This is a genomic window from Amycolatopsis sp. NBC_01488, assembly GCF_036227105.1.
GTDB lineage: Bacteria > Actinomycetota > Actinomycetes > Mycobacteriales > Pseudonocardiaceae > Amycolatopsis.
Map to the genome: position 1 here is coordinate 7,063,414 of NZ_CP109434.1, position 20,757 is coordinate 7,084,170.

The following is a 20,757-nucleotide window of genomic DNA, read 5'->3' on the forward strand; positions in this document are numbered from 1 at the left end:
GACGCGGACGGGGAACGGAACCGGCTTCCTCAGCCCTCGACGCGGTGCGAGGCCCAGAACGACGTCAGGTCGGTCGACCCGGCGGCCGCCTGCGCCGCGGCCTTGAACTCGGCCGTCGTGGACACGCCGTACCAGTGCGACTGGGCGTAGGACTTCAGCAGGTTGGCCATCGCCGTGTCGCCGATGGTCCGCCGCAGGTCGTGCAGCGTGCACTTGCCGTAGTCGTAGACGACCGTCGAGTACCGGGACGAATGCGCGTCCCAGTACGCCATCGAGTTGGTCAGCTTCTCCGCGCTCGACTGCCAGGTGATGCCGCAGCCGCTGCCGGTGATCCCGCGGTAGAGGTCGGTGGCGTAGTCGGTGAAGCTCTCGTCGAGCCACGGCGAGTTGTACTCGTCATCGCCGACGATGCCGTAGAACCACTGGTGCCCCAGCTCGTGCGGGAGCGCCGTGGCCGACACGAGATCCAGCACGAAGCCGGGGTACTCCATGCCGCCGAACCAGAAGTTGTTGTCCAGCACCACGTCGACCTCGCCGTACGGGTAGTCGCCGAAGCGGCCCGAGTGCACGTCGATGGCGTCGGCGGCCAGGCTCAGCATCTGGTTGGCGCTGCTGGTGGAGATGCCGCTGACCGAGTAGACGTTGACCCGCACGCCCTTTCCGGACGTCGTGGTGATCTTCGCGAACGGCCCCGAAGCCCACGCGAAGTCGCGCACCTTGCTCGCGACCGCGTGCGTGGTGGTCGTCGTGCCGCTGGTCGTCTCGGTCGACGTGCCGGTGGCCGGGGTCAGCAGTGACGTCGGGTGCACCAGCGTGACGTCGAAGTCGCTGATCACGGTGTAGAACGACTCGCCGTTGTTGGTGTACGGGTCGAGGTGCCAGCCGCTGCCGTCGCGGACCGCGAGCACCGGCAGCGCATTGCCGATCATATTGTACGCGCCGTCGTGGCCGAACCGGTCGGCGCCGCTGGGCACCACGACGCTCAGGTCGAACCCGATGGTCGCGCTCTGGCCCTGGGCCAGGGGGCTCGGCAGCGTGATCTTCATGGCCGTGCAGTTCACGCTCAGCGCGGACGGCGTGCCGCCGGTGACGTTCGTGACCGTGATCGGCGTCGTCGGGCAGCTGCCGTGGTAGTTGTCCCACAGCCGCAGGTAGACCTCCGGCAGCGCGGTGGCCGACCCGTTGGTGAAGCTCACGCTCTGGTGCCCGGTCCACGTCGTGCCGGAGCTGTTCGACGTGAGGTTCACCGTGTAGGCGGGGTTGATCGGCGTGCGCGTGGAGTCCGCGGGCGCCGCGGTGATCGTCCAGGAGAAGGTGGCGCTGCCGCTGTTGCCCGCCGGGTCCTTGGCCGTGACGGTCACCGAGGACGTTCCGGCGGTGGTCGGCGTGCCGGTGATCTTGCCGGTGCCCGCGCCGATAACCAGCCCCGCGGGCAGGCCGCCGGCGCTGTAGGTGAGCGCGTCGCCCTGCGGGTCGCTCGCCTGGACCTGCAGCGAGACGGCCTGGCCGACCGCGCCCGACTGGGCGCCGGGTGAGGTCACGACCGGCGACTGCGGGTTGCTCGTGCCCGTCGTGGCCAGCGAGAAGTCGTCGAGGAGGAAGTCGGTCGCGAGGCTCGAGTCCTCGGTGCCGGTGATCTTGAGCGTGACGGTCTGGCCCAGGTAGCGCGACACGTCGACGGTGCGCTGGACGTACCCGGTGTTCTTGTCGAGGTTCGAGTAGCTCGCGAGGGTGTCGGTACCCGCCTGCACCACCAGCTTGTCGTAAGCGGTGCTGGTCGTCGTCTCCTTGGTGTCGACGTGCGCCCACCACGACAGCGTCGCCGAAGCGCAGCCGGCCGGGAGCGTCAGTGACTGGGACAGGGTGTCGGTGTGCGTGCTGCCGTAGCCGTCCAGCCAGGCGTCCATCGTCCCGCCGTGCGCGGGTTCCGCCGAGGTGGCGGCGGAGATCACGCTGGCGGACTGGGTCCACGGGGCGGTACCGCTCTCGAACCCGCCGTTGCCGACGATCTGGTCACCGCAGACCGCGGCGGCTTGGGCCGGCGCGGCGACGACGACTGTGCCCAGCAGGCCCGCTACGACGCTGAGCGCAGCAGAAAGCACCCTCGATCTCATGGAGGCAGTCCTTTCCCGGCTCCACCCGTGGGAGCCACGAAAAGCGTCCTCTGCGGTCCGGGTGGCAACAACCCGCCATGAGTCGGGTTCGGCGTTCAGGCCTGCTGGAGCACGTTCAGGAGGATGAAGAGCAGGACGAGGGCCCCGGCCACCGCGACGCCGGCGGAGACGGTGGTCCGGATCATCTCCCCGAACCCCTTGGCCGTGCGGGCCCGGTAGGCGGAGTAGTTGGAGCGTGCCTCGCGGGCGCTGTGGACACGGCTGCCGACGAACAGCCCGGCCCCCAAGGCGAGCAGGACGGCGAGGAAAACGGACACGAGCGGGTCCCTTCGGGTCGGAGGTGAATGGTGGACGGCCTCATTACTAGACCCGACGGACGCCGCGCGCCACGGCTGCGGGGTATCTCGTTTCCGGGCCGGTCGGCCCTGGTGGGACGGATGTCCCGCGTTCCTCGGAAAGTCCCGGCGGGCAGTCGACGGTATCCGTGGTCTTCCGTGCCAGGCAAGGAGTTTTCGGTGGTTCAACCCTCGGCCGCGAGTCCTTTGTGTCGTTCCCGCAATTCTCGCTTGACGATCTTTCCGCTGGGATTCTTGGGAAGGCGGTCCGCGAACACGACGTACTTGGGACATTTGTAACCGGCGAGATGTGCCTTTGCGTGGTCGATCACTCGCGCAGCGTCGAGGGTCACGCCTTCGCGTGGCACGACCACCGCGGTCACCGCTTCGATCCAGTGTGGATGGCCGATCCCGAAGACGGCGACCTCGGCGACGCCGTCGAGCAGGTACAGCGCTTCTTCGACCTCCCGGCTCGCGACGTTCTCGCCGCCGGTCTTGATCATGTCCTTCTTGCGGTCCACGACGGACAGATAGCCGTCTTCGTCGACGACGCCGAGGTCGCCCGAGTGGAACCAGCCCGCGCGGAACGCTTCGGCCGTCTTGGCCTCGTCGCGGTAGTAGCCGAGCGTGGCGTGCGGGCTGCGGTGCACGATCTCGCCGATCTCGCCCGGCGCCACGGGGTTGTCCTCGTCGTCGACGATGCGCGTCTCGACGTTGAGCGACGGCCGCCCGGCCGAGCCGGCGCGGTCGAGCTGTTCGTGCGGGCGCAGGATCGTCGCCAGCGGCGCCATCTCGGTCTGGCCGTAGAAGTTCCAGAGGGCGACGTCCGGCAGGCGGCGGCGCAGCTCGCGCAGCACCTCGACCGGCATCGCCGAAGCGCCGTAATACCCCTTTCGCAGGCTCGACAGGTCGGTCCGGTCGAAGTTTTCGTGGCGCAGCAAGGAGATCCACACCGTCGGCGGCGCGAACAGCTTCGTCGCGCGCTCCCGCTCGACGGCGGCGAGCAGCGCGGCCGGGTCCGGGCCGGGCAGGATCACGCTGGTGGCGCCGAGGTAGACGTCGACGGAGAAGAAGCAGTCCAGCTGGGCGCAGTGGTACAGCGGCAGCGAGTGCACCTCGACGTCGTCGGCGCTCATGCCGCCGTCGATGACGCACGAGACGTACTGCGCGAGCAGCGACCGGCTCGACAGCAGCACGCCCTTGGGGCGCGATTCGGTGCCGGAGGTGTACATGATCCGCAGCGGGTCGTCGTCGGCGACGAGGACGTCGGGCGCTTCGGCGTCCCCTTCGGACAGCCAGGCGCCGATGTCCGCCCACTCGCCGCCGCCGCTCTTCGGGATGCGCCCGCGGACGACGTCGGTCAGGCCCGCCAGCTCGAGAGCTTGGGCGGCGGTCGGTTCGAGGGCGTCCTCGACGACGAACGCCCTGACTTCGGCGTGGCGCAGGATGTAGGCGATCTCGTCGGCGCCGAGCATGAAGTTGACCGGCACGAGCAGCACGCCGAGCTTCGCGGTGGCGAACGCGAGGACGCCGTACTGCCAGGAGTTGTGACTCAGCAACGCCAGCCGGTCGCCCTTGCGGAGGCCGCGGGCGGCGAGGGCGTGGGCGCAGCGGTTGGCGGCGGCTTCGAACTCGGCGAAGGTGAGCTGCTCGCTCCCGTCGACGACGGCGAGCTTGCCCGGCAGCCGCAAAGCGGTGCGGCGGAGCAGATCGCCGAGGGCGTGCTGCCGGGCGCGGTCGACGAGGTGCTGGTCCATCCCGGGAGTCTCGGCCGGGGCCGGGGAACTCGCAAGTCTCCGGTCGGGCTTTCAGCGGGCGCTGTCGTCGATCTGCACGGGGTAGCCGGCCCGCAGGACGGCGATCGTGGCCGGTGGGGTCAGCACCCGGACGGTTCCTGCCGTGGGCAGCTGCTGCTGCAGGCCGTAGCCCGCGGTCGTCCAGGTGGTGAGGTGCCCGTCGACCTTGAGCTCGGGGTGGTGGTCGCGGAGCACGAAGACGCCGTCGGGGAGGTCGGCCCAGTTCAGTTCGTGGAGACGTCTGCGGTGCGTGCCGCGGATGAGGCGTTCGGAGTGCAGCCGCCGGTTCATCGCGGTGGCCGACGGCGTGCCGGGCCAGGCGTCGCGGTAGGCGGTGTAGGCCGGGCGGCGGCACTCGCCGCAGGGCCGGTGCCCGGCGGCGAACGAGACGGCCTCGTCGTGGAAGTACAGGTGGGTGTACCGGTTCGGCAGCCACTGCTCGCGCCACCGGTTCTTGAACGTGAGCGCGCAGGTGATCCACAGGTCGCCGCCGTGGCAGCGGACGATCTCGTGGCCCCGGTGCAGGACGCCCCGGTTGCCGGTCCAGGCGCCGCGCAGCGGGATGTCGACGATGTCGCCGATCGGGGTCACGCGGTTGCGCACCGGCGCCCCCGCTTTCCGGAGTGGCGGGCCGCGCGGGCGCACCGCAGAATGCGCGCATGCAGCCGACGGTCGTCCGGGTGGCGCGCCTGTCCGACCCGGCCGGGCCCGCCGACGGCGTCCGCGTGCTCGTCGAACGCCTGTGGCCGCGCGGCACGCCCCGCACGGCGGTGGTCCTGGACGGCTGGTACCGCGGACTGGCCCCGTCCGACGAGCTGCGCACCTGGTACGGCCACGACCCCGAGCGCTTCGCGGAGTTCGCCGCGCGGTACCGCGCGGAGCTGCGCGAGCCGGACCGGCTGGCGGCCCTCGAGCGGCTGCGGAACCTGGCGGCGGGCGGCCCGCTGACGCTGCTGACGGCCAGCGGCTCCCCGCCGATCAGCCAGGCGGCGGTGCTGGCCGAGGTGCTCGCCGCAGGGGAGTGAGGACGCGGAAGCCGCCGTGACCGGGCGGGGACGACCAACCGAGGTCAGCGGTCCGCCGGTCACGCGCGCGACCCGGCTTCCGAGCCACTTGCCGTGGTCGTGACCGTCGCGGTTGCCGTGCCCAGCGTGTCGTGGCGGGCGGTCAGCGTCAGCGTTCCCGGCGGCCCCGCGAACGGGCGCAGCCACACCGCCGCCGCGCCGCCCGTCGCGCCCAGGTCCAGGGTCGGGTCGCCGACCAGCTCGCCCTGGCCGGTCAGCGCCAGCGTCACCTTGCCGCTCGCGCCCGCGCGCAAGGTCCCGAAGCGGTCCAGGGCCGACACCACCACCCGGGTCGCGTCGCCGCCGTCCGCGCGCAGCTGCGTGTCGTCCGGGACGCACGCCAGGACGTCGCGGCTCCGGTCGCCGCTGAAGCGCCGGGACACCGCCAGCCGGTCACCCACGTAGCCGTCGATGCGCAGCTGGGGACGGTGTCCGCGCGGCACCGTCAGGTCGGCCGCGAACCCCGGATGCGGCAGGTGCGGGAAGTCCGCCTTCCGGCTGCGCGCCTCACCGCACGGCCGGTCGTCGAGGAACAGCAGGAGCCGGTCGCAGTTCGACCAGATCGTCGCGCCGTGGCCCGGTCCGGTGGGCGAGGCGGTGAAGTCCCAGGCGAAGCCGGGTTCGACGACCGCGCGGACCCGCGGGTCGCCCTGCGAGGCGTAGAACGCCGCCGCGGGCTTGGGGATCCGGAAGAAGTCCGAGACGCCGGCGAACTTCGAGCCGCCCATCGAGCGCTGCCAGCCCGACGGGTAGTCGAACGCGCACCACGCGAGCAGCCCGCAGTACCGGTCGTCGGCAGCGGCCAGGTCGTGGGCCTTCGCGTGCAGCTCGGCCTGCAGCTGCTGGGTCGCCGCCGGGTCGATCCGGCGGTAGGCGCGGACGCCGGCGATCGTGCCGATCGTCTCCGTGACCAGGTACGGGACCCCCGGCCGCGGCGGGCGCAGCTGAAACGGCGCGCCGCGGCGGGCGGTGTAGTCGTTGTAGGCCAGGATCTCGACGTCGCTGCCGGCGAACCGCGCCCCTGTGGAGCTGGCCAGCGCGCCGCTCGTCGGCCGCGACGGGTCGAGCTTCCGCGCGAGCCGGCCGGTCCGGCCGTACATCGCCGTCGTGCCGTTCGCCTCGTTCACGCGGGTGCCCCACACGATGATGCTGGGGTGGTTGCGGTCCCGGGTGATCATGCCCGAGACGTCCCGGAAGTTCTGCTGCTGCCAGGCGGCGTCCCCGATCCGGCCCCAGCCGGGGATCTCCTCCCACACCAGCAGGCCCAGCTCGTCGCACGCGTCGAGGAACGCGCTCGACTGCGGGTAGTGCGAGCAGCGGACCATCGTGCAGTTCAGCTCGCGCCGCAGGATCTCGGCGTCGCGCCGCTGGACGCGGTCCGGCAGCGCGCCGCCCGCGAACGGGTACCACTGGTGCCGGTTGAGGCCGAACAGCTTGAGCCGCCGCCCGTTGAGGAAGAACCCGTCCGGGGTGAACTTCGCCTCGCGGAACCCGACGCGCACGGTCTGCTGGTCGAGCGCCCGTGGCCCGGACCGGACGCTCACGACGACGTCGCACAGCGCGGGGTCTTCGACGTCCCACAGCCGCACCGCGCCCAGCCCGCGGACGTCGAACTCGACGGTCCGGGTGCCGACCGGCATCGGCGCGACGTCGACCGCGCCGCGGGCCAGCTCCCGGCCGGCTTGCCGCACCGACGCGGTCACCTGGATCGGCTCCGCGATCGCTACCGTCGTGTCCAGTTCGCACGTCAGGTGCAGCGACCGGTCCGGCCCGAGGACGTCGGCGGGGCGGGCGAAGACGTCGGCCAGCCGCGTCCGCGGGACCGTGTCGATCGAGGCCTGCCGGTAGATCCCGGCGGGCTGGTAGAAGTCGATCACCGACGGGCCGGCGGCGCTCGGCAGGTTGGGCGGGACGTCGAGCTGCCAGCGCCCGTCGACGACCACGGCGAGGACGTTGTCGCCCACCGTGACCTGCGGCAGCTCGACCTCGAAGGGCAGGTAGCCACCCTCGTGGGTGGCGACGAGCCCGCCGTTGAGGTAGACCGCCGCGTTCGTCATGACCCCGTCGAAGCGGGCGCGGACGCGCTCGGCCGTCATCGCCGCGGTCACGGTGAAGTGCTTGCGGTAGATCCACCGGTCCTGCCAGGACGACGGCTGCCAGCCGGTCCACGAAAGCGGCGTCACGCAGTGGGGGAGCTGCACCGGCGAAAGGTCGACCTCGTCGAAGTCGAGGTCCGCGCAGCCGTCCTCGTACCGCCCGAACAGCCAGAAATCGCCCAGCCGCACGGCGTCCGGGTCCGGCTCGCCCATGCCCGCCGACCCGGCCACGGTGCCGGCGACGGCCACGCCGAGCAGCGCGGCTCCGCCCGCGGCGAAGAACCCGCGCCGCGTCAGGCGGGTTTCGCTGCCGGCCATCGACGACCTCCGCTCGGTGCCTCACCCGGTAATCGCTTCTCACCTCTTAGACGTGACAAGCGATCAAAGGGTTGGCTCTCAGCGCAGAGTCGAAGCGCGGACGACCAGCTCGGGGGTGAAGACGACCTGCCGGTGCTCGTGGCCCGGTTCGGTCTCCGCCAGCAGCAGCTCCGCCGCCGTGCGCCCGAGGCGGCGCCGCGGCTGGCGGACCGAGGTCAACGGCACGGCGGCCGCCGCCGCGAACTCGATGTCGTCGTAGCCGACGATCGCCAGGTCCTCCGGGACGCGCATGCGCAGGTTCGCGCACGTCTGGAGCAGGCCGAGGGCGACCAGGTCGTTGGCGCAGAACGCCGCGGTCGGCCGGATCGACGCCGGTAGCCCGGCCAGCCGCTCGCCCGCGCCGCGGCCGTCGGCCACGGTCAGGGCGGTCGTCGTGAGGTCGACGAGGTGGTCGGGACCGAGGCCGGCCGCGCGGAGCGCCCGCAAGGCGCCGAGCCGCCGGTCGCGGACCTGCCCGACGGTCGTGTGGTTGCCGATGAACGCGATGCGGTCGTGCCCCTGCTCGACTAGGTGCCGCACGGCGATCTCGCCGCCGTAGACGTCGTCGACCGCGACCGAGCAGTGCGTCGTGCCGCCGGGTGTCCGGTCGACGACCACCACCGGCGTGCCGCGGAGCGCGATCTCGTGCAGCAGCGGCGCGTCCGGGTCGACCGGCGTGATGAGGATGCCCTGCACCCGCTGCTGCTCGAGGCGGCCGAGGTAGGCCGCCTCCCGGGACGGCTGGTGCGCGCTGTTGCAGAGGAACAGCGAGAGGTCGCCGGCGTCGGCCGCGTCTTCCATGCCGGCCGCGACGTCGGTGAAGAAGGGGTTGCTGCCGTCGAGCATCACGTACGCCAGCACGCGGCTGCGCCCGGCCCGCAGCTGCCGCGCGGACTCGTTGCGCACGAACCGCAGCTCGGCCATCGCCGTCTCGACCTTCGCGCGCGTGGCGGGGCTGACCCGGTCCGGCCGGTTGAGCACGTTGGACACCGTGCCGAGGGAGACACCGGCGGCCGCGGCGACGTCCTTCATGCCTGCCGCTTTCGGTTCGGCACCGGGCTCCTGGACCGTCATGGACCCCCCTCATTGAAACGTAACATCGCCACGAACAGTCCGACCGTGAAGACGTTCGGCCACGGTTCGGCGGATTCATTGACTTGTTCTCCGACCGCATAGTAGCGTCACCGCGCCAGGTTTGTGAAACCTTTCAATCCGGAGGTCGCGATGACGCGGCAGGACCCGGGCCGGGCCCCTCTGCTGGAGGTGCGCGGCGTGACCAAGTCGTTCGGCGCCGTCGCGGCGGTCGACGGCGTGAGCTTCGGCCTGTACCCCGGCGAGGCCCACGCGCTCGTCGGCGAGAACGGCGCCGGCAAGTCCACCATCGTGAAGATGCTCGCCGGGGTGCACAAACCCGACGACGGCACGCTGCTGCTCGACGGGCAGCCCGTGGAGTTCGGTTCGCCGGCCGACGCCAAGGCGGCCGGCATCGCGGTGATCTACCAGGAACCGACGTTGTTCCCCGACCTGTCGGTCGCGGAGAACATCGTGATGGGCCGCCACCCGCGCAAGGGACTCGGCCGCATCGACCGCGCCGCGATCCGGGCCGAGGCCGAGCGGCTCTTCACCCGCCTCGGCGTCCGGATCGACCCGGCCCGCCCGGCCCGCGGGCTCTCGATCGCCGACCAGCAGATCGTGGAGATCGCCAAAGCGCTCAGCGCCGACGCCCGCGTGCTGGTGATGGACGAGCCGACCGCCGCGCTGAGCCGCGTCGAGGTCGACCGGCTGTTCGGCGTCGCGCGGGCACTGCGCGAAGAAGGCGCGGCGATCATGTTCATCTCGCACCGCTTCGAGGAGATCACCGAGCTGTGCCAGCGCGTGACGATCATGCGCGACGGCAAGCACGTCTCCACCGACCTCGTCGACGACGTCACGGTCGACGACATGGTCAAGCGCATGGTCGGCCGCGACCTGGACGCGCTGTTCCCCAAGCAGGACGTCGAGCCCGGTGCGGTCGTCCTCGAAGTCGAAGGACTGGCCAGGGAAGGCGTCTTCCGCGACATCTCCTTCTCGGTGCGCGCGGGGGAGATCGTCGCGTTCGCCGGGCTCGTCGGGTCCGGGCGCTCGGAAGTCGTCCAGGCCGTCTTCGGCGTCGACGAGCGGGACGCCGGTGTCGTGAAGGTGAGCGGCAAGAAGCTCAAGGCGCACTCGTCGCGGGCCGCGATGGCCGCCGGGATGGCGCTGGTCCCCGAAGACCGCCGCCAGCAGGGCCTGATCATGGACCTCTCGATCGAGCGGAACGTGACGCTGCCGCGGTCGCGCGCGCTCTCGAAGCTCGGCTTCCTGACCGGTGCGAGCGAGCGGCAGGAGGCCCGGCGCTGGACCGAGCGCCTGCGCACCAAGTACCGCCGCCTCGCCGACCCCGTCGGCACGCTCTCGGGCGGCAACCAGCAGAAGGTCGTGCTGGCCAAGTGGCTCGCGATGGCGCCGAAGGTGCTGATCGTGGACGAGCCGACGCGCGGCATCGACGTCGGCACGAAGGCCGAGGTGCACCGGCTGATGTCGGCGCTCGCGGCCGAAGGCGTCGCGATCGTCATGGTGTCCTCGGAGCTGCCGGAGGTGCTCGGCATGGCCGACCGCGTGCTCGTGATGCGAGAGGGCAGGCTCGTCGCCGAGCTCCCGCGCGCCGACGCGACCGAAGACGCCGTCATGTTCGCCGCGATGGGCCAGGGGGCCGCTGCATGACCGTCACCAAGGAGGCCCCCGTGACCGGGGAACCGACCGTCCACACGCGACGGTCGTGGACCGCGAACGTGTTCAAGGCCCGCGAGTCCGGCATCGTCCTCGCGCTGATCGTCCTGGTCGCGTTCACCGCGACGCAGAACTCCCGGTTCCTGTCCGGCCAGAGCATCCGCGACATCCTGCTCGGCACGGCGATCCTCGCGGTGCTCGCCGTCGGGCAGGCGATCGTGATGATCACCCGCAACATCGACCTGTCGGTCGGCTCGGTGCTCGGCCTCGCCGCCTTCGCCGTCGGCTCGCTGATGCGCGACAACCCGGGCCTGCCGGTGATCGTCGCCGTGCTGGCCGGCCTCGGCGTCGGCGCGGTCTGCGGGCTCGTGAACGGCGCGCTGGTCCGGTTCGGCCAGGTGCCGGCACTGGTGGTCACGCTCGGCACGCTCTACGCCTACCGCGGCGTCAGCTACTTCTGGGCGGGCGGCCAGCAGATCAACGCCGACAAGCTGCCCGCGTCCTTCCTCGACTTCGGCACGGCGTCGGTGCTGGGTGTGCCGTGGCTGGTGCTCATCGCCCTGCTCGTCCTGGTGATCGCCGGGATCGTGCTGCGGAGCTACCCGGCCGGGCGCCAGCTCTACGCGATGGGGTCGAGCCCGCAGGCCGCGCAGCTGGCCGGCATCCGGGTCGGCCGCAACACCACGGCGGCGTTCCTGGTCAGCGGCGCGCTGGCGGGACTCGCCGGGGTCCTGTTCGCCGCGCGGTTCGGCACCGTGGACGCGGCCGCCGGCACCGGCTACGAGCTGAACGTCGTCGCGGCGGCCGTCGTCGGCGGGGTCGCGGTGTTCGGCGGCAGCGGCTCGGTCTGGGGCGCGGGCCTCGGCGCGCTGCTGTTGACCGTCATCGGCAGCGCGCTGGCCGTGCTCGACATCAACCAGTTCTGGCAGCAGGCGATCGTCGGCGCGCTGATCCTGCTGGCCATCGGCGCCGACCGGCTCGTCGCCGTGCGGATTGAAAAAACACTGCGAAGGCGCTTAGGAACGCAGGAGAGGGATTCCCATGTCTGACCAAGGGAACCGGCTCGGCCGGCTGCTCAGCTGGGACGCCGCCGTCGTCCTGGTGACGGTCATCGTGCTGATCATCGCCTCTGGCGCCGTCGAGAACTTCGGCACCAGCCGCAACTTCACCTTCCTGCTGCTCGACCTGCTGCCGATCGCGCTGGTCGCGCTGCCGATGACGTTCATCATCGTGACCGGCGAGATCGACCTGTCGGTGGCGAGCACGCTCGGGCTGACGTCCGCGGTGATGGGGTCGCTGTGGGACGCGGGGATGTCGATCGAGACGATCATCCCGCTCTGCATCCTGCTCGGCGCGGTCCTGGGCGCGTTGAACGGCTTCTTCGTCACCGTGCTGAAGCTGCCGTCGCTGGCCGTCACGATCGGCACCCTGGCTCTCTACCGCGGCCTCGCCTTCGTCGTCCTCGGCGACGGCGCGGTCGCCGACTTCCCGCGCGCCTACACCAGCTGGGTCACCGGGACGATCGGCGACGGGCCGATCCCGAACGTGCTCGTCCCGCTGCTCGTGGTGGCCCTGATCTTCGGCGTCGTGCTGCACGCGACCCCGATCGGCCGTGGCGTCTTCGCGGCCGGCGCGGGCGAGCAGGCGGCCCGGTTCGCCGGGATCCGCACCGGGCGGCTGAAGTTCTGGCTCTACGTCGTGAGCGGTGCGGTCGCCGGGCTCGCCGGGATCCTCTGGACCCTCCGTTACTCGAGTGCCCGCGCCGACAACGGCTACGGCCTCGAACTCGCCGTCGTGGCCGCTGTACTGCTCGGCGGCGTGTCCATCTTCGGCGGCAAGGGCACGCTGCCCGGCGTGCTCGCCGGAGTGGTCCTGTTGGCGTCGCTGCAGAACGCCCTGCGCCTGCAGGACGTGTCCAACGAGGCGCTCAACATCGTGACCGGCGTGCTGCTCATCGTGTCGGTCCTGCTGCCCAACATCGTGTCCTCGGCCCGGACGGCGCTGCGACGCCGGCACCGGGCTCCCAGCGCGGTTTCCCCAGAAAGGTGACGAAGATGTCCCGACGGTTCCTCACCGGTGCAGTGTCGGCCGGGCTGGTGCTCGTGCTGGCCGCCTGCAGCGGCACCACCAAGAACGACAGCGGCGGCTCCGGCGCGCAGCAGTCGACCGCCACGGCCAACCCCAACGCCGCGGCCAAGGAAGGCGTCAAGATGGCCTTCCTGCCCAAGCAGCTCAACAACCCCTACAGCGACATCGAGGTCAGCGGCGGCAAGGCCGCGCTGGCCGAGCTGAAGGGCGAGTACAAGCTGGTCGGGCCGAACGACGCGAGCGCGTCGTCGCAGGTCAGCTACATCAACACGCTGATCCAGCAGCAGCAGGACGTGATCGGCATCGCCGCGAACGACCCGAACGCCGTGTGCCCGTCGCTCAACCAGGCCCGCAGTGCCGGCATCAAGGTCGTCGCGTTCGACTCCGACGCCGCCAAGGACTGCCGCGACGTCTTCATCAACCAGGCCACCACCCAGGGCATCGGCGAGGCGCTGGCCAAGCAGGCCAAGGACCTCTCCGGCGGCTCCGGCGAGGTCGCGGTCCTGTCCGCGACGCCGAACGCGACCAACCAGAACGCCTGGATCGACGTGTTCAAGAAGGAGCTGGCCAAGCCGGAGTACTCGACCCTGAAGCTGGACAAGGTCGCGTACGGCAACGACGACGACCAGAAGTCGTTCCAGGAGGCCCAGGGCCTGCTGCAGTCGTTCCCGAACCTCAAGGTGATCATCGCGCCGACCACCGTCGGCATCGCGGCCGCGGCGCGTTACGTCAGCTCGTCGAGCTACAAGGGCAAGGTCGCGGTGACCGGGCTCGGCACGCCGAACCAGATGCGCGCCTTCGTCAAGGACGGCACGGTCAAGCAGTTCGCGCTGTGGAACCCGGCCGACATCGGCTACCTCGCCGCCTACGCGGGCGTCGCGCTCAAGTCGGGGCAGATCTCCGGCAAGGAGGGCGAGAAGTTCAAGGCGGGCAAGCTCGGCGACTACACCATCGGCGCGAACGGGGAGATCGTCCTCGGCCCGCCGACGACGTTCGACGCGAACAACATCGACAAGTTCAACTTCTGAGCGGCCTCCGCGGCCGGACCGGATCGCCGCCCCGGTCCGGCCGCGGGTTCCACAAAGGACGGATTGTGCCCCGATACTGCTTCTGCCTGCAGGTGAAGCCGGACCGGACGGCCGAGTACGCGCGGCGGCACCGCGCGGTGTGGCCCGAGATGCGGCAGGCCCTGCTCGACACCGGCTGGCGCGACTACTCGCTGTTCCTGCGCGAAGACGGCCTCCTGATCGGCTACGTCGAAGCCGACGACCTCGAAGCCGCGCAGGCGGCGATGGCGAAGACCGAGGTCAACACCCGCTGGCAGGCGGAGATGGCGGAGTTCTTCACCGGTCTCGACGGCGGCCCGCCCGACGAAGGCTTCCAGCTGCTCGAAGAGGTCTTCCACCTCGAACCCCCCACCGTCGCGGAAGGACAGTGATCGCCATGGGCGACTTGACGGCCGTGAAAGCGGCTTTGCGGGCCCAGCGCATCGAAACGCCGTCGTGGGCGTACGCGAACTCGGGCACGCGCTTCAAGGTGTTCCCGCAACCGGGCGTCCCGCGGACGCCCGAAGAGAAGATCGCCGACGCCGCGACCGTGCACCGCTTCACCGGGGTCGCCCCGAGCGTCGCGTTGCACATCCCGTGGGACCGCGTCGACGACTACGGTGCCCTGACCGCGTACGCGCGTGACGCCGGTGTCGAGATCGGCGCGATCAACACCAACGTGTTCCAGGACGAGGACTACAAGCTCGGCTCGGTCACGAACCCGGACGCCGGCATCCGCCGCAAGGCCACCGACCACCTCCTCGAGGCGATCTCCATCATGGACGCGACGGGTTCGCGCGACCTCAAGCTGTGGTTCTCCGACGGCATCAACTACCCCGGCCAGGACGACCTCCGGGACCGCCAGGACCGGCTGGCCGCGGCGTTGAAGGAGACCTACGACCGGCTCGGCGACCACCAGCGGATGCTGCTGGAGTACAAGCTCTTCGAGCCGGCGTTCTACGCCACCGACGTCCCGGACTGGGGTACGTCGTACGCCCACTGCATCGAGCTGGGGGAGAAGGCGACGGTGTGCATCGACACCGGCCACCACGCCCCCGGCACGAACATCGAGTTCATCGTCGCGTTCCTGCTGCGCGCCGGGAAGCTCGGCGCGTTCGACTTCAACTCGCGCTTCTACGCCGACGACGACCTCATGGTCGGGGCGGCGGACCCGTTCCAGCTGTTCCGGATCATGTACGAGATCGTCCGCGGCGACGCCCTCGACCCGGCGTACGGCATCGCGTTCATGCTCGACCAGTGCCACAACATCGAGGCCAAGATCCCGGCGATCATCCGGTCGGTGATGAACGTCCAGGAGGCCACGGCCAAGGCGCTGCTCGTCGACCGTCCCGCTCTGCGCGTGGCCCAGCAGGCAGGGGACGTGCTCGGCGCGAACGCCGTGCTGATGGACGCCTACAACACCGACGTCCGGCCGCTGCTGGCCGAGCTGCGCGAGGACGCCGGGCTCGACCCGGACCCCGTCGCGGCCTACCACCGCAGCGGGTACCAGGAGAAGATCGTGGCCGAGCGCGCCGGCGGCACGCAGGCCGGATGGGGAGCATGACGATGACCGTGCCGGAGCAGCTCATCGCGCGCAGCAACGCGCTCGGGGCCGACCCGCGCAACACCAACTACGCCGGCGGCAACACCTCCGCCAAGGGCGCCGTCACCGACCCGGTGACCGGCACGCCGACGGACGTGCTGTGGGTCAAGGGCTCCGGCGGCGACCTCGGCACGCTCAAGGAATGCGGGCTCGCGGTGCTGCGCCTCGACCGGCTGCGGTCCCTGGTGGACGTCTACCCGGGCGTCGAGCGCGAGGACGAGATGGTCGCCGCGTTCGACTACTGCCTGCACGGCCGAGGCGGCGCGGCACCCTCGATCGACACGGCGATGCACGGCCTGGTCGAGGCCCCGCACGTCGACCACCTGCACCCCGACTCCGGCATCGCGCTGGCCACGGCGGCCGACGGCGCGGCGCTGACGAAGGAATGCTTCGGCGACCGCGTCGCGTGGGTGGACTGGCGGCGGCCCGGCTTCCAGCTGGGCCTGGACATCGCCGCGGTCAAGGCGGCCAACCCGCAGGCCATCGGCGTGATCCTCGGCGGCCACGGCATCACGGCGTGGGGTGCCACCTCGGAAGAGTGCGAGCGGAACTCGCTCGACATCATCCGGACCGCCGAGGAGTTCCTGGCCTCGCGCGGCATCGCCGAGCCGTTCGGGCCGGTCGTCCCGGGTTTCGAGGCGCTCCCCGAAACCGAGCGGCACGCGCGTGCCGCGGCCCTGGCGCCGGTGGTCCGCGGGCTGGCCTCGACCGACCAGCGGCAGGTCGGGCACTACACCGACAGCGACGTCGTGCTCGACTTCCTGGCGCGCGAGAAGCTCGCGGCCCTCGCGGCTCTCGGGACGTCGTGCCCGGACCACTTCCTGCGTACCAAGGTCCGGCCGCTGGTGGTGGATCTCCCCGCGACGGCGCCACTGGAGGACGTCGTCGCGCGGCTGAAGGAGCTGCACGGCGAGTACCGCGACGCCTACCGCGCCTACTACGAGCGGCACGCCACCCCGGACTCGCCCGCGATGCGCGGCGCCGACCCGGCGATCGTGCTCGTCCCGGGTGTCGGGATGTTCTCCTTCGGCAAGGACAAGCAGACCGCGCGCGTGGCGGGCGAGTTCTACGTCAACGCGATCAACGTCATGCGCGGCGCAGAGGCCGTTTCCTCCTACGCGCCGATCCCCGAGAGCGAGAAGTTCCGGATCGAGTACTGGGCGCTCGAGGAGGCGAAGCTACAGCGGATGCCGAAGCCCAAGCCTCTCGCCGGGCGGATCGCGCTGGTGACCGGGGCGGCGTCGGGCATCGGCAAGGCCATCGCCCAGCGGCTCGCCGCCGAGGGCGCCTGCGTCGCCATCGCCGACCTCAACGCCTCGGCCGCCGAGGAAACGGCGACCGAGATCGGGAACGCGGACAAGGCGATCGCGGTCACCGCCGACGTCACCGACGCCGACGCGGTCCAGGCCGCGATGGACGCCACCGTGCTCGCCTTCGGCGGGATCGACCTGGTCGTCAACAACGCCGGGCTGTCCATCTCGAAGCCGCTGCTGGAAACCACCGAGCGCGACTGGGACCTCCAGCACGACGTGATGGCCAAGGGCTCGTTCCTGGTCGCGCGGGCGGCGGCCAAGGCGATGATCGATCAGGGCATCGGCGGCGACGTCGTGTACATCTCGTCGAAGAACTCGGTGTTCGCGGGTCCGAACAACGTCGCCTACGGCGCGGCGAAGGCCGACCAGGCCCACCAGGTCCGGCTGCTGGCCGCCGAGCTGGGCGCGCACGGCATCCGCGTCAACGGCGTCAACCCCGACGGCGTCGTCCAGGGCTCCGGCATCTTCGCCGGCGGCTGGGGCGCCCAGCGCGCCGCCGTCTACGGCGTCGAGGAGTCGAAGCTCGGCGAGTTCTACGCCCAGCGGACCATCCTCAAGCGCGAAGTGCTGCCCGAGCACGTCGCGGCCGCGGTGTTCGCCCTCACCGGCGGCGACCTCACCCACACCACCGGCCTGCACGTGCCGGTGGACGCCGGGGTGGCCGCCGCGTTCCTGCGATAGGGAGGATCGGATGACCCTCGACCGCATCACGCCGCGCAAGACCCGCGTCGGGCTCGTTTCCGGCGGGCTCGGCGCCTACTGGCCGCAGTTCCCGTCGCTGCTGCCGCAGCTGGCAGCCTCGGCCCGGCGTGTCGCCGACCGACTGTCCGAAATGGACTGTGAAATCGTCGACGCCGGGTTCGTCTCGGACGCGCAGCAGGGCGCGGCCGCCGCGGAAAAGCTGCGGGTGGCCGGCTGTGACCTGATCGTCGGGTTCCTCACGACCTACCTGACCTCCAGCATGCTGGCGCCGGTCGCGCAGCGCTCGGGCGCGCCGGTGCTGCTGCTCAACCTGCAGCCCACCGAGGCGATGGACCACGAGTCCTTCGACACCGGCGCGTGGCTGGCCTACTGCGGGGCTTGCCCGCTCCCGGAGATGGCCAACGCGTTCCGCCGCGTCGATGTCGAGTTCCGCTCGGTGTCCGGCTACCTCGAGGACGCGCGCGCCTGGACGCGGATCGAGCGCTGGATCAAGGCCGCGGGCGTCCGTGCGGCGCTGCGGCACGGACGGCACGGCCTGCTCGGGCACCTCTACCCGGGCATGATGGACGTCTCCACCGACCCGACCCTGGTGTCCGGCCAGCTCGGCGGGCACGTCGAGATCCTGGAGGTCGACGACCTGCGCGTGCGGGTCGAGAAGGTCACCGACGACGAAACCGCCGCACGCGTCGCCCTGGCGCGCGAAGTGTTCACTGTGGACGAGTCCGTAGTGGACGAAGACTTCGCCTGGGGCGCGCGGGTTTCCGTGGCGCTCGACCGGCTCGTCGAAGACTTCTCCCTCGACTCCCTGGCCTACTACCACCGCGGCCTCGACGGCGAGACCCACGAGCGGGTCGGCGCCGGGTTCATCCTCGGTGCGTCCCTGCTGACCGCGCGCGGCATCCCGGCCGTCGGCGAGTACGAGCTGCGGACGTCCCTCGCGATGCTGGTCATGGACCGCCTCGGCGCGGGCGGCTCGTTCACCGAGCTGCAGGCACTGAACTTCCGCGACAACGTGGTCGAGATGGGCCACGACGGCCCGGCGCACCTCGGCATCAGCGCGCGCAAGCCGCTGCTGCGCGGCCTCGGCGTCTACCACGGCAAGCGCGGCTGGGGCGTGTCGGTGGAGTTCGACGTCAAGCACGGGCCGGTGACGCTGTGCGGGCTCGGGCAGCGGCGCGACGGGACGTTCACGCTCATCGCGTCCGAAGGCACGGTCGTGCCCGGGCCGCTGCTGCGGATCGGCAACACGACCTCGCGCGTCGACTTCGGCTGCGACCCGGGGGAGTGGACCGACGCGTGGTCGGCCAGCGGCATCGCGCACCACTGGGCGCTCGGCACGGGCCACCGCGTCGCCGAGCTGACGGCGGTGGCGGACCTGCTCGGCCTGGAGCTGACCGTGGTGAACCCGTGACGCGGGTGGCGGCCGTCGACCTCGGCGCGTCCAGCGGGCGCGTGATGGCCGGGACCGCCGGGCCCGGCGTGCTGAGCGTCGAGGAGGTGCGGCGCTTCCCGAACGGCGGAATCCCGGCGGGACCGCTGCTGTACTGGGACGTCCTGGGGCTGTACCGCGAAACTCTCGCCGGGATCCGGGAGGCCGGACCGCTCGACGGCGTCGGGATCGACTCGTGGGCCGTCGACTACGGGCTGCTGGACGAGCGGGGCGCGCTGCTCGGCAACCCCGTCCACTACCGCGATCCGCGGACGGACGGAGTCCCCGCCGCGGTGGCCGCGAAGGTCTCCGACCGCGAGCTCTACGACGTCACCGGGGTGCAGCGGCTGCCGTTCAACACGCTGTACCAGCTGGTGTCCGAAGGCGACCGGCTCGACGCGGCGCGGACGATGCTGCTGATCCCGGACCTGCTGAACTACTGGCTCACGGGGTCGATCGGCGCCGAGCGCACGAATGCGTCGACCACGCAGCTCTACGACGTGCGCGCGCGGACCTGGGCGACCTCGCTCGCTTCGCAGGTCGGGATCCCGCCCCGGCTGCTGCCGCCCCTGCGCGATCCCGGCACGGTGGTCGGCACGGCTCGCGAACTGTCCGGGCTGCCGGTGGTCGCGGTGGGCTCGCACGACACGGCGTCCGCGGTGGTCGCCGTGCCCGCCTCGCCGGGGACGAACTTCGCGTACATCTCGTCGGGTACGTGGTCGCTGGCCGGGCTGGAGCTGCCCGAACCCGAACTCGGCGACGCGGCCATGGCGGCGAACTTCACCAACGAGGGCGGCGTCGACGGCACGATCCGCTTCCTGCGCAACGTGATGGGCCTGTGGGTGCTGTCGGAGACGCTGCGGACGTGGTCCACTTCGGACCTTCCCGGCCTGCTTCGCGCCGCGGCGTCGTCGCCCGGGCCGGCGTCGGTCGTCGACATCGACGCCCCGGAGTTCCTGCCACCGGGCGACATGCCGGCGCGTCTTGCGGCCGCCTGCACGGCGACGGGCCAGCGACCGCCGTCCGGCCGGGCCGCGGTGGTCCGGTGCATCTTGGACAGCCTGGCCCTGGCGTACCGCCGCACGCTCCGCCAGGCGGCTTCGCTGACCGGCCGCACCATCGACGTCGTCCACGTCGTCGGCGGCGGCGCGCGCAACGAGCTGCTGTGCCGGTTGACGGCGGACGCGTGTGGCGTGCCGGTCCTGGCCGGCCCGGTCGAGGCGGCGGCGCTGGGGAATGTGCTGGTCCAGGCCCGGGCGCTGGGGGAGGATCTCCCCGACCTGGCGGCGATGCGCGCGCTGGTGCGCGAGACGCAGGAGGTCCGCCGCTACGAGCCGTCCGGCGAGGGCGACTGGGCCGCGGCGGAGGCCCGGCTGGGCAGCCGGGACTCCCTTGGCCGCAACGCCTAGCTCGTCACCGGGCTGCTGCGGCCGCGCTTCAGCTCGAAGAACCCCGGGGTGCCGGTCACGAGCAGCACGCCGTCCCACAGCCGCCCGGCTTCCTCGCCGCGCGGGACCGGGCTGACGACCGGCCCGAAGAACGCGGTGCCGTCGACGTGGATCGCCGGGACGCCGAGGTCCTCGCCGATCGGGTCGAGCGCCGCGCGGTTGCCCTCGCGCAGAGCGGAGTCGAGGTCCGCCGAGTCCGCTGCGTCCGCCAGCGAGGCGGGCAGGTCGACGGCGGCCAGCGCGGCCAGCAGAGTTTCGCGTGAGACCGGCGCCTTGTCACGGTGGAAGCGCGTCCCCATCGCGGTGTAGAGATCGCGCAGCACCTCGTCGCCGTGCGTCCGCGCGGCAGCCAGCGCGACGCGCGCGGGGCCCCAGCGCTCGTCGAGCCAGCCGCGGTACCAGGCGTCCACTTCGCGGCCTTCGTTGTGCAGCGCCAGGCTGAACACGTGGAACCGCGTCCGGACCTCGCGCACCTCCTCCACTTCCAGCAGCCAGCGCGACGCGATCCACGCCCACGGGCACACGGGGTCGAACCAGAAGTCAACAGTTTTCACCCGGCCAACGCTAGGCGCCGGATCGGCCCGGCAGAAGATCCAATTCCGACATGGTGGACCGGGC

At 71.5% G+C, this 20,757-nt stretch carries 17 protein-coding genes; 10 read left to right on the forward strand and 7 right to left on the reverse strand.

Going from position 1 to position 20,757, the window contains the following annotated elements:
- Nucleotides 1-29: 29 nt before the first annotated feature.
- The 4 genes from OG738_RS33510 to OG738_RS33525 all read right to left on the reverse strand — a co-directional run bounded on the left by OG738_RS33510 (nucleotide 30) and on the right by OG738_RS33525 (nucleotide 4,848).
- Nucleotides 30-2,102 (reverse strand): putative Ig domain-containing protein, encoded by a 2,073-nt coding sequence (locus OG738_RS33510; RefSeq protein ID WP_329056918.1) that lies wholly within the window; start codon nucleotides 2,100-2,102, stop codon nucleotides 30-32.
- A 107-nt stretch (nucleotides 2,103-2,209) separates the two neighbouring features.
- Complete coding sequence (locus tag OG738_RS33515) at nucleotides 2,210-2,431, reverse strand: hypothetical protein (RefSeq protein ID WP_329047122.1); 222 nt, start codon at nucleotides 2,429-2,431, stop codon at nucleotides 2,210-2,212.
- A gap of 203 nt (nucleotides 2,432-2,634) precedes the next feature.
- A complete protein-coding gene (locus OG738_RS33520; RefSeq protein ID WP_329047124.1) occupies nucleotides 2,635-4,206 on the reverse strand; it encodes an acyl-CoA synthetase in 1,572 nt (523 codons plus the stop codon).
- A 51-nt stretch (nucleotides 4,207-4,257) separates the two neighbouring features.
- Nucleotides 4,258-4,848, reverse strand: a complete 591-nt coding sequence (locus OG738_RS33525; protein ID WP_329047127.1) for a hypothetical protein — start codon at nucleotides 4,846-4,848, stop codon at nucleotides 4,258-4,260.
- Between the two features lie 56 nt (nucleotides 4,849-4,904).
- Here OG738_RS33525 and OG738_RS33530 point away from each other — a divergent pair, with 56 nt between their 5' ends.
- A complete protein-coding gene (locus OG738_RS33530; protein WP_329047128.1) occupies nucleotides 4,905-5,270 on the forward strand; it encodes a DUF488 domain-containing protein in 366 nt (121 codons plus the stop codon).
- A 59-nt stretch (nucleotides 5,271-5,329) separates the two neighbouring features.
- Here OG738_RS33530 and OG738_RS33535 read toward each other — a convergent pair whose 3' ends face one another.
- Together OG738_RS33535 and OG738_RS33540 are read right to left on the reverse strand one after the other, a co-directional pair.
- Nucleotides 5,330-7,723, reverse strand: coding sequence for a glycoside hydrolase family 2 protein (locus OG738_RS33535; protein ID WP_329047131.1), 2,394 nt, complete (start codon nucleotides 7,721-7,723; stop codon nucleotides 5,330-5,332).
- Nucleotides 7,724-7,801: 78 nt separating this feature from the next.
- On the reverse strand, nucleotides 7,802-8,836 hold the full coding sequence (locus OG738_RS33540) for a LacI family DNA-binding transcriptional regulator (protein ID WP_329047133.1): 1,035 nt from the start codon (nucleotides 8,834-8,836) through the stop codon (nucleotides 7,802-7,804).
- Nucleotides 8,837-8,986: 150 nt separating this feature from the next.
- Between OG738_RS33540 and OG738_RS33545 the strand changes: the two genes are divergently transcribed.
- The 9 genes from OG738_RS33545 (at nucleotide 8,987) to OG738_RS33585 (ending at nucleotide 20,100) form a co-directional block, all read left to right on the forward strand.
- The gene (locus OG738_RS33545; protein ID WP_329047135.1) at nucleotides 8,987-10,504 is read left to right on the forward strand and encodes a sugar ABC transporter ATP-binding protein; all 1,518 of its coding nucleotides are present in this window, start codon (nucleotides 8,987-8,989) and stop codon (nucleotides 10,502-10,504) included.
- Nucleotides 10,501-11,559, forward strand: coding sequence for an ABC transporter permease (locus OG738_RS33550; RefSeq protein WP_329047137.1), 1,059 nt, complete (start codon nucleotides 10,501-10,503; stop codon nucleotides 11,557-11,559). Before OG738_RS33545 ends, OG738_RS33550 begins: the two co-directional genes overlap by 4 nt.
- Complete coding sequence (locus OG738_RS33555; protein WP_329047139.1) at nucleotides 11,552-12,559, forward strand: ABC transporter permease; 1,008 nt, start codon at nucleotides 11,552-11,554, stop codon at nucleotides 12,557-12,559. Before OG738_RS33550 ends, OG738_RS33555 begins: the two co-directional genes overlap by 8 nt.
- 5 nt (nucleotides 12,560-12,564) lie before the next feature.
- Nucleotides 12,565-13,626, forward strand: a complete 1,062-nt coding sequence (gene rhaS, locus OG738_RS33560) for a rhamnose ABC transporter substrate-binding protein (protein ID WP_329047142.1) — start codon at nucleotides 12,565-12,567, stop codon at nucleotides 13,624-13,626.
- A gap of 65 nt (nucleotides 13,627-13,691) precedes the next feature.
- Nucleotides 13,692-14,036: an L-rhamnose mutarotase gene (locus OG738_RS33565; RefSeq protein WP_329047144.1), complete on the forward strand. Its 345-nt coding sequence runs from the start codon at nucleotides 13,692-13,694 to the stop codon at nucleotides 14,034-14,036.
- Nucleotides 14,037-14,041: 5 nt separating this feature from the next.
- Nucleotides 14,042-15,208 carry an L-rhamnose isomerase gene (gene rhaI, locus OG738_RS33570; RefSeq protein ID WP_329047146.1) on the forward strand — a complete coding sequence of 389 codons (1,167 nt, stop codon included), beginning with the start codon at nucleotides 14,042-14,044 and terminating at the stop codon, nucleotides 15,206-15,208.
- Between the two features lie 2 nt (nucleotides 15,209-15,210).
- Nucleotides 15,211-17,241 (forward strand): bifunctional aldolase/short-chain dehydrogenase, encoded by a 2,031-nt coding sequence (locus tag OG738_RS33575; protein WP_329047148.1) that lies wholly within the window; start codon nucleotides 15,211-15,213, stop codon nucleotides 17,239-17,241.
- Between the two features lie 10 nt (nucleotides 17,242-17,251).
- The gene (locus OG738_RS33580; RefSeq protein ID WP_329047150.1) at nucleotides 17,252-18,673 is read left to right on the forward strand and encodes an L-fucose/L-arabinose isomerase family protein; all 1,422 of its coding nucleotides are present in this window, start codon (nucleotides 17,252-17,254) and stop codon (nucleotides 18,671-18,673) included.
- A 5-nt stretch (nucleotides 18,674-18,678) separates the two neighbouring features.
- Nucleotides 18,679-20,100, forward strand: a complete 1,422-nt coding sequence (locus tag OG738_RS33585; protein WP_329056920.1) for a rhamnulokinase — start codon at nucleotides 18,679-18,681, stop codon at nucleotides 20,098-20,100.
- Here OG738_RS33585 and OG738_RS33590 read toward each other — a convergent pair.
- Nucleotides 20,097-20,693, reverse strand: a complete 597-nt coding sequence (locus OG738_RS33590) for a DsbA family protein (protein WP_329047152.1) — start codon at nucleotides 20,691-20,693, stop codon at nucleotides 20,097-20,099. The two genes, OG738_RS33585 and OG738_RS33590, sit on opposite strands and share 4 nt — an antisense overlap.
- Nucleotides 20,694-20,757 lie beyond the last annotated feature (64 nt).

Coding starts and splice junctions, on each gene's coding strand:
- OG738_RS33530 (WP_329047128.1), top strand. CDS start 4,905: ATGCAGCCGACGGTCGTCCGGGTGGCGCGCCTGTCCGACCCGGCCGGG.
- OG738_RS33540 (WP_329047133.1), bottom strand. CDS start 8,836: ATGACGGTCCAGGAGCCCGGTGCCGAACCGAAAGCGGCAGGCATGAAG.
- OG738_RS33535 (WP_329047131.1), bottom strand. CDS start 7,723: ATGGCCGGCAGCGAAACCCGCCTGACGCGGCGCGGGTTCTTCGCCGCG.
- OG738_RS33550 (WP_329047137.1), top strand. CDS start 10,501: ATGACCGTCACCAAGGAGGCCCCCGTGACCGGGGAACCGACCGTCCAC.
- OG738_RS33580 (WP_329047150.1), top strand. CDS start 17,252: ATGACCCTCGACCGCATCACGCCGCGCAAGACCCGCGTCGGGCTCGTT.
- OG738_RS33520 (WP_329047124.1), bottom strand. CDS start 4,206: ATGGACCAGCACCTCGTCGACCGCGCCCGGCAGCACGCCCTCGGCGAT.
- OG738_RS33555 (WP_329047139.1), top strand. CDS start 11,552: ATGTCTGACCAAGGGAACCGGCTCGGCCGGCTGCTCAGCTGGGACGCC.
- rhaS (WP_329047142.1), top strand. CDS start 12,565: ATGTCCCGACGGTTCCTCACCGGTGCAGTGTCGGCCGGGCTGGTGCTC.
- OG738_RS33575 (WP_329047148.1), top strand. CDS start 15,211: ATGACCGTGCCGGAGCAGCTCATCGCGCGCAGCAACGCGCTCGGGGCC.
- rhaI (WP_329047146.1), top strand. CDS start 14,042: ATGGGCGACTTGACGGCCGTGAAAGCGGCTTTGCGGGCCCAGCGCATC.
- OG738_RS33545 (WP_329047135.1), top strand. CDS start 8,987: ATGACGCGGCAGGACCCGGGCCGGGCCCCTCTGCTGGAGGTGCGCGGC.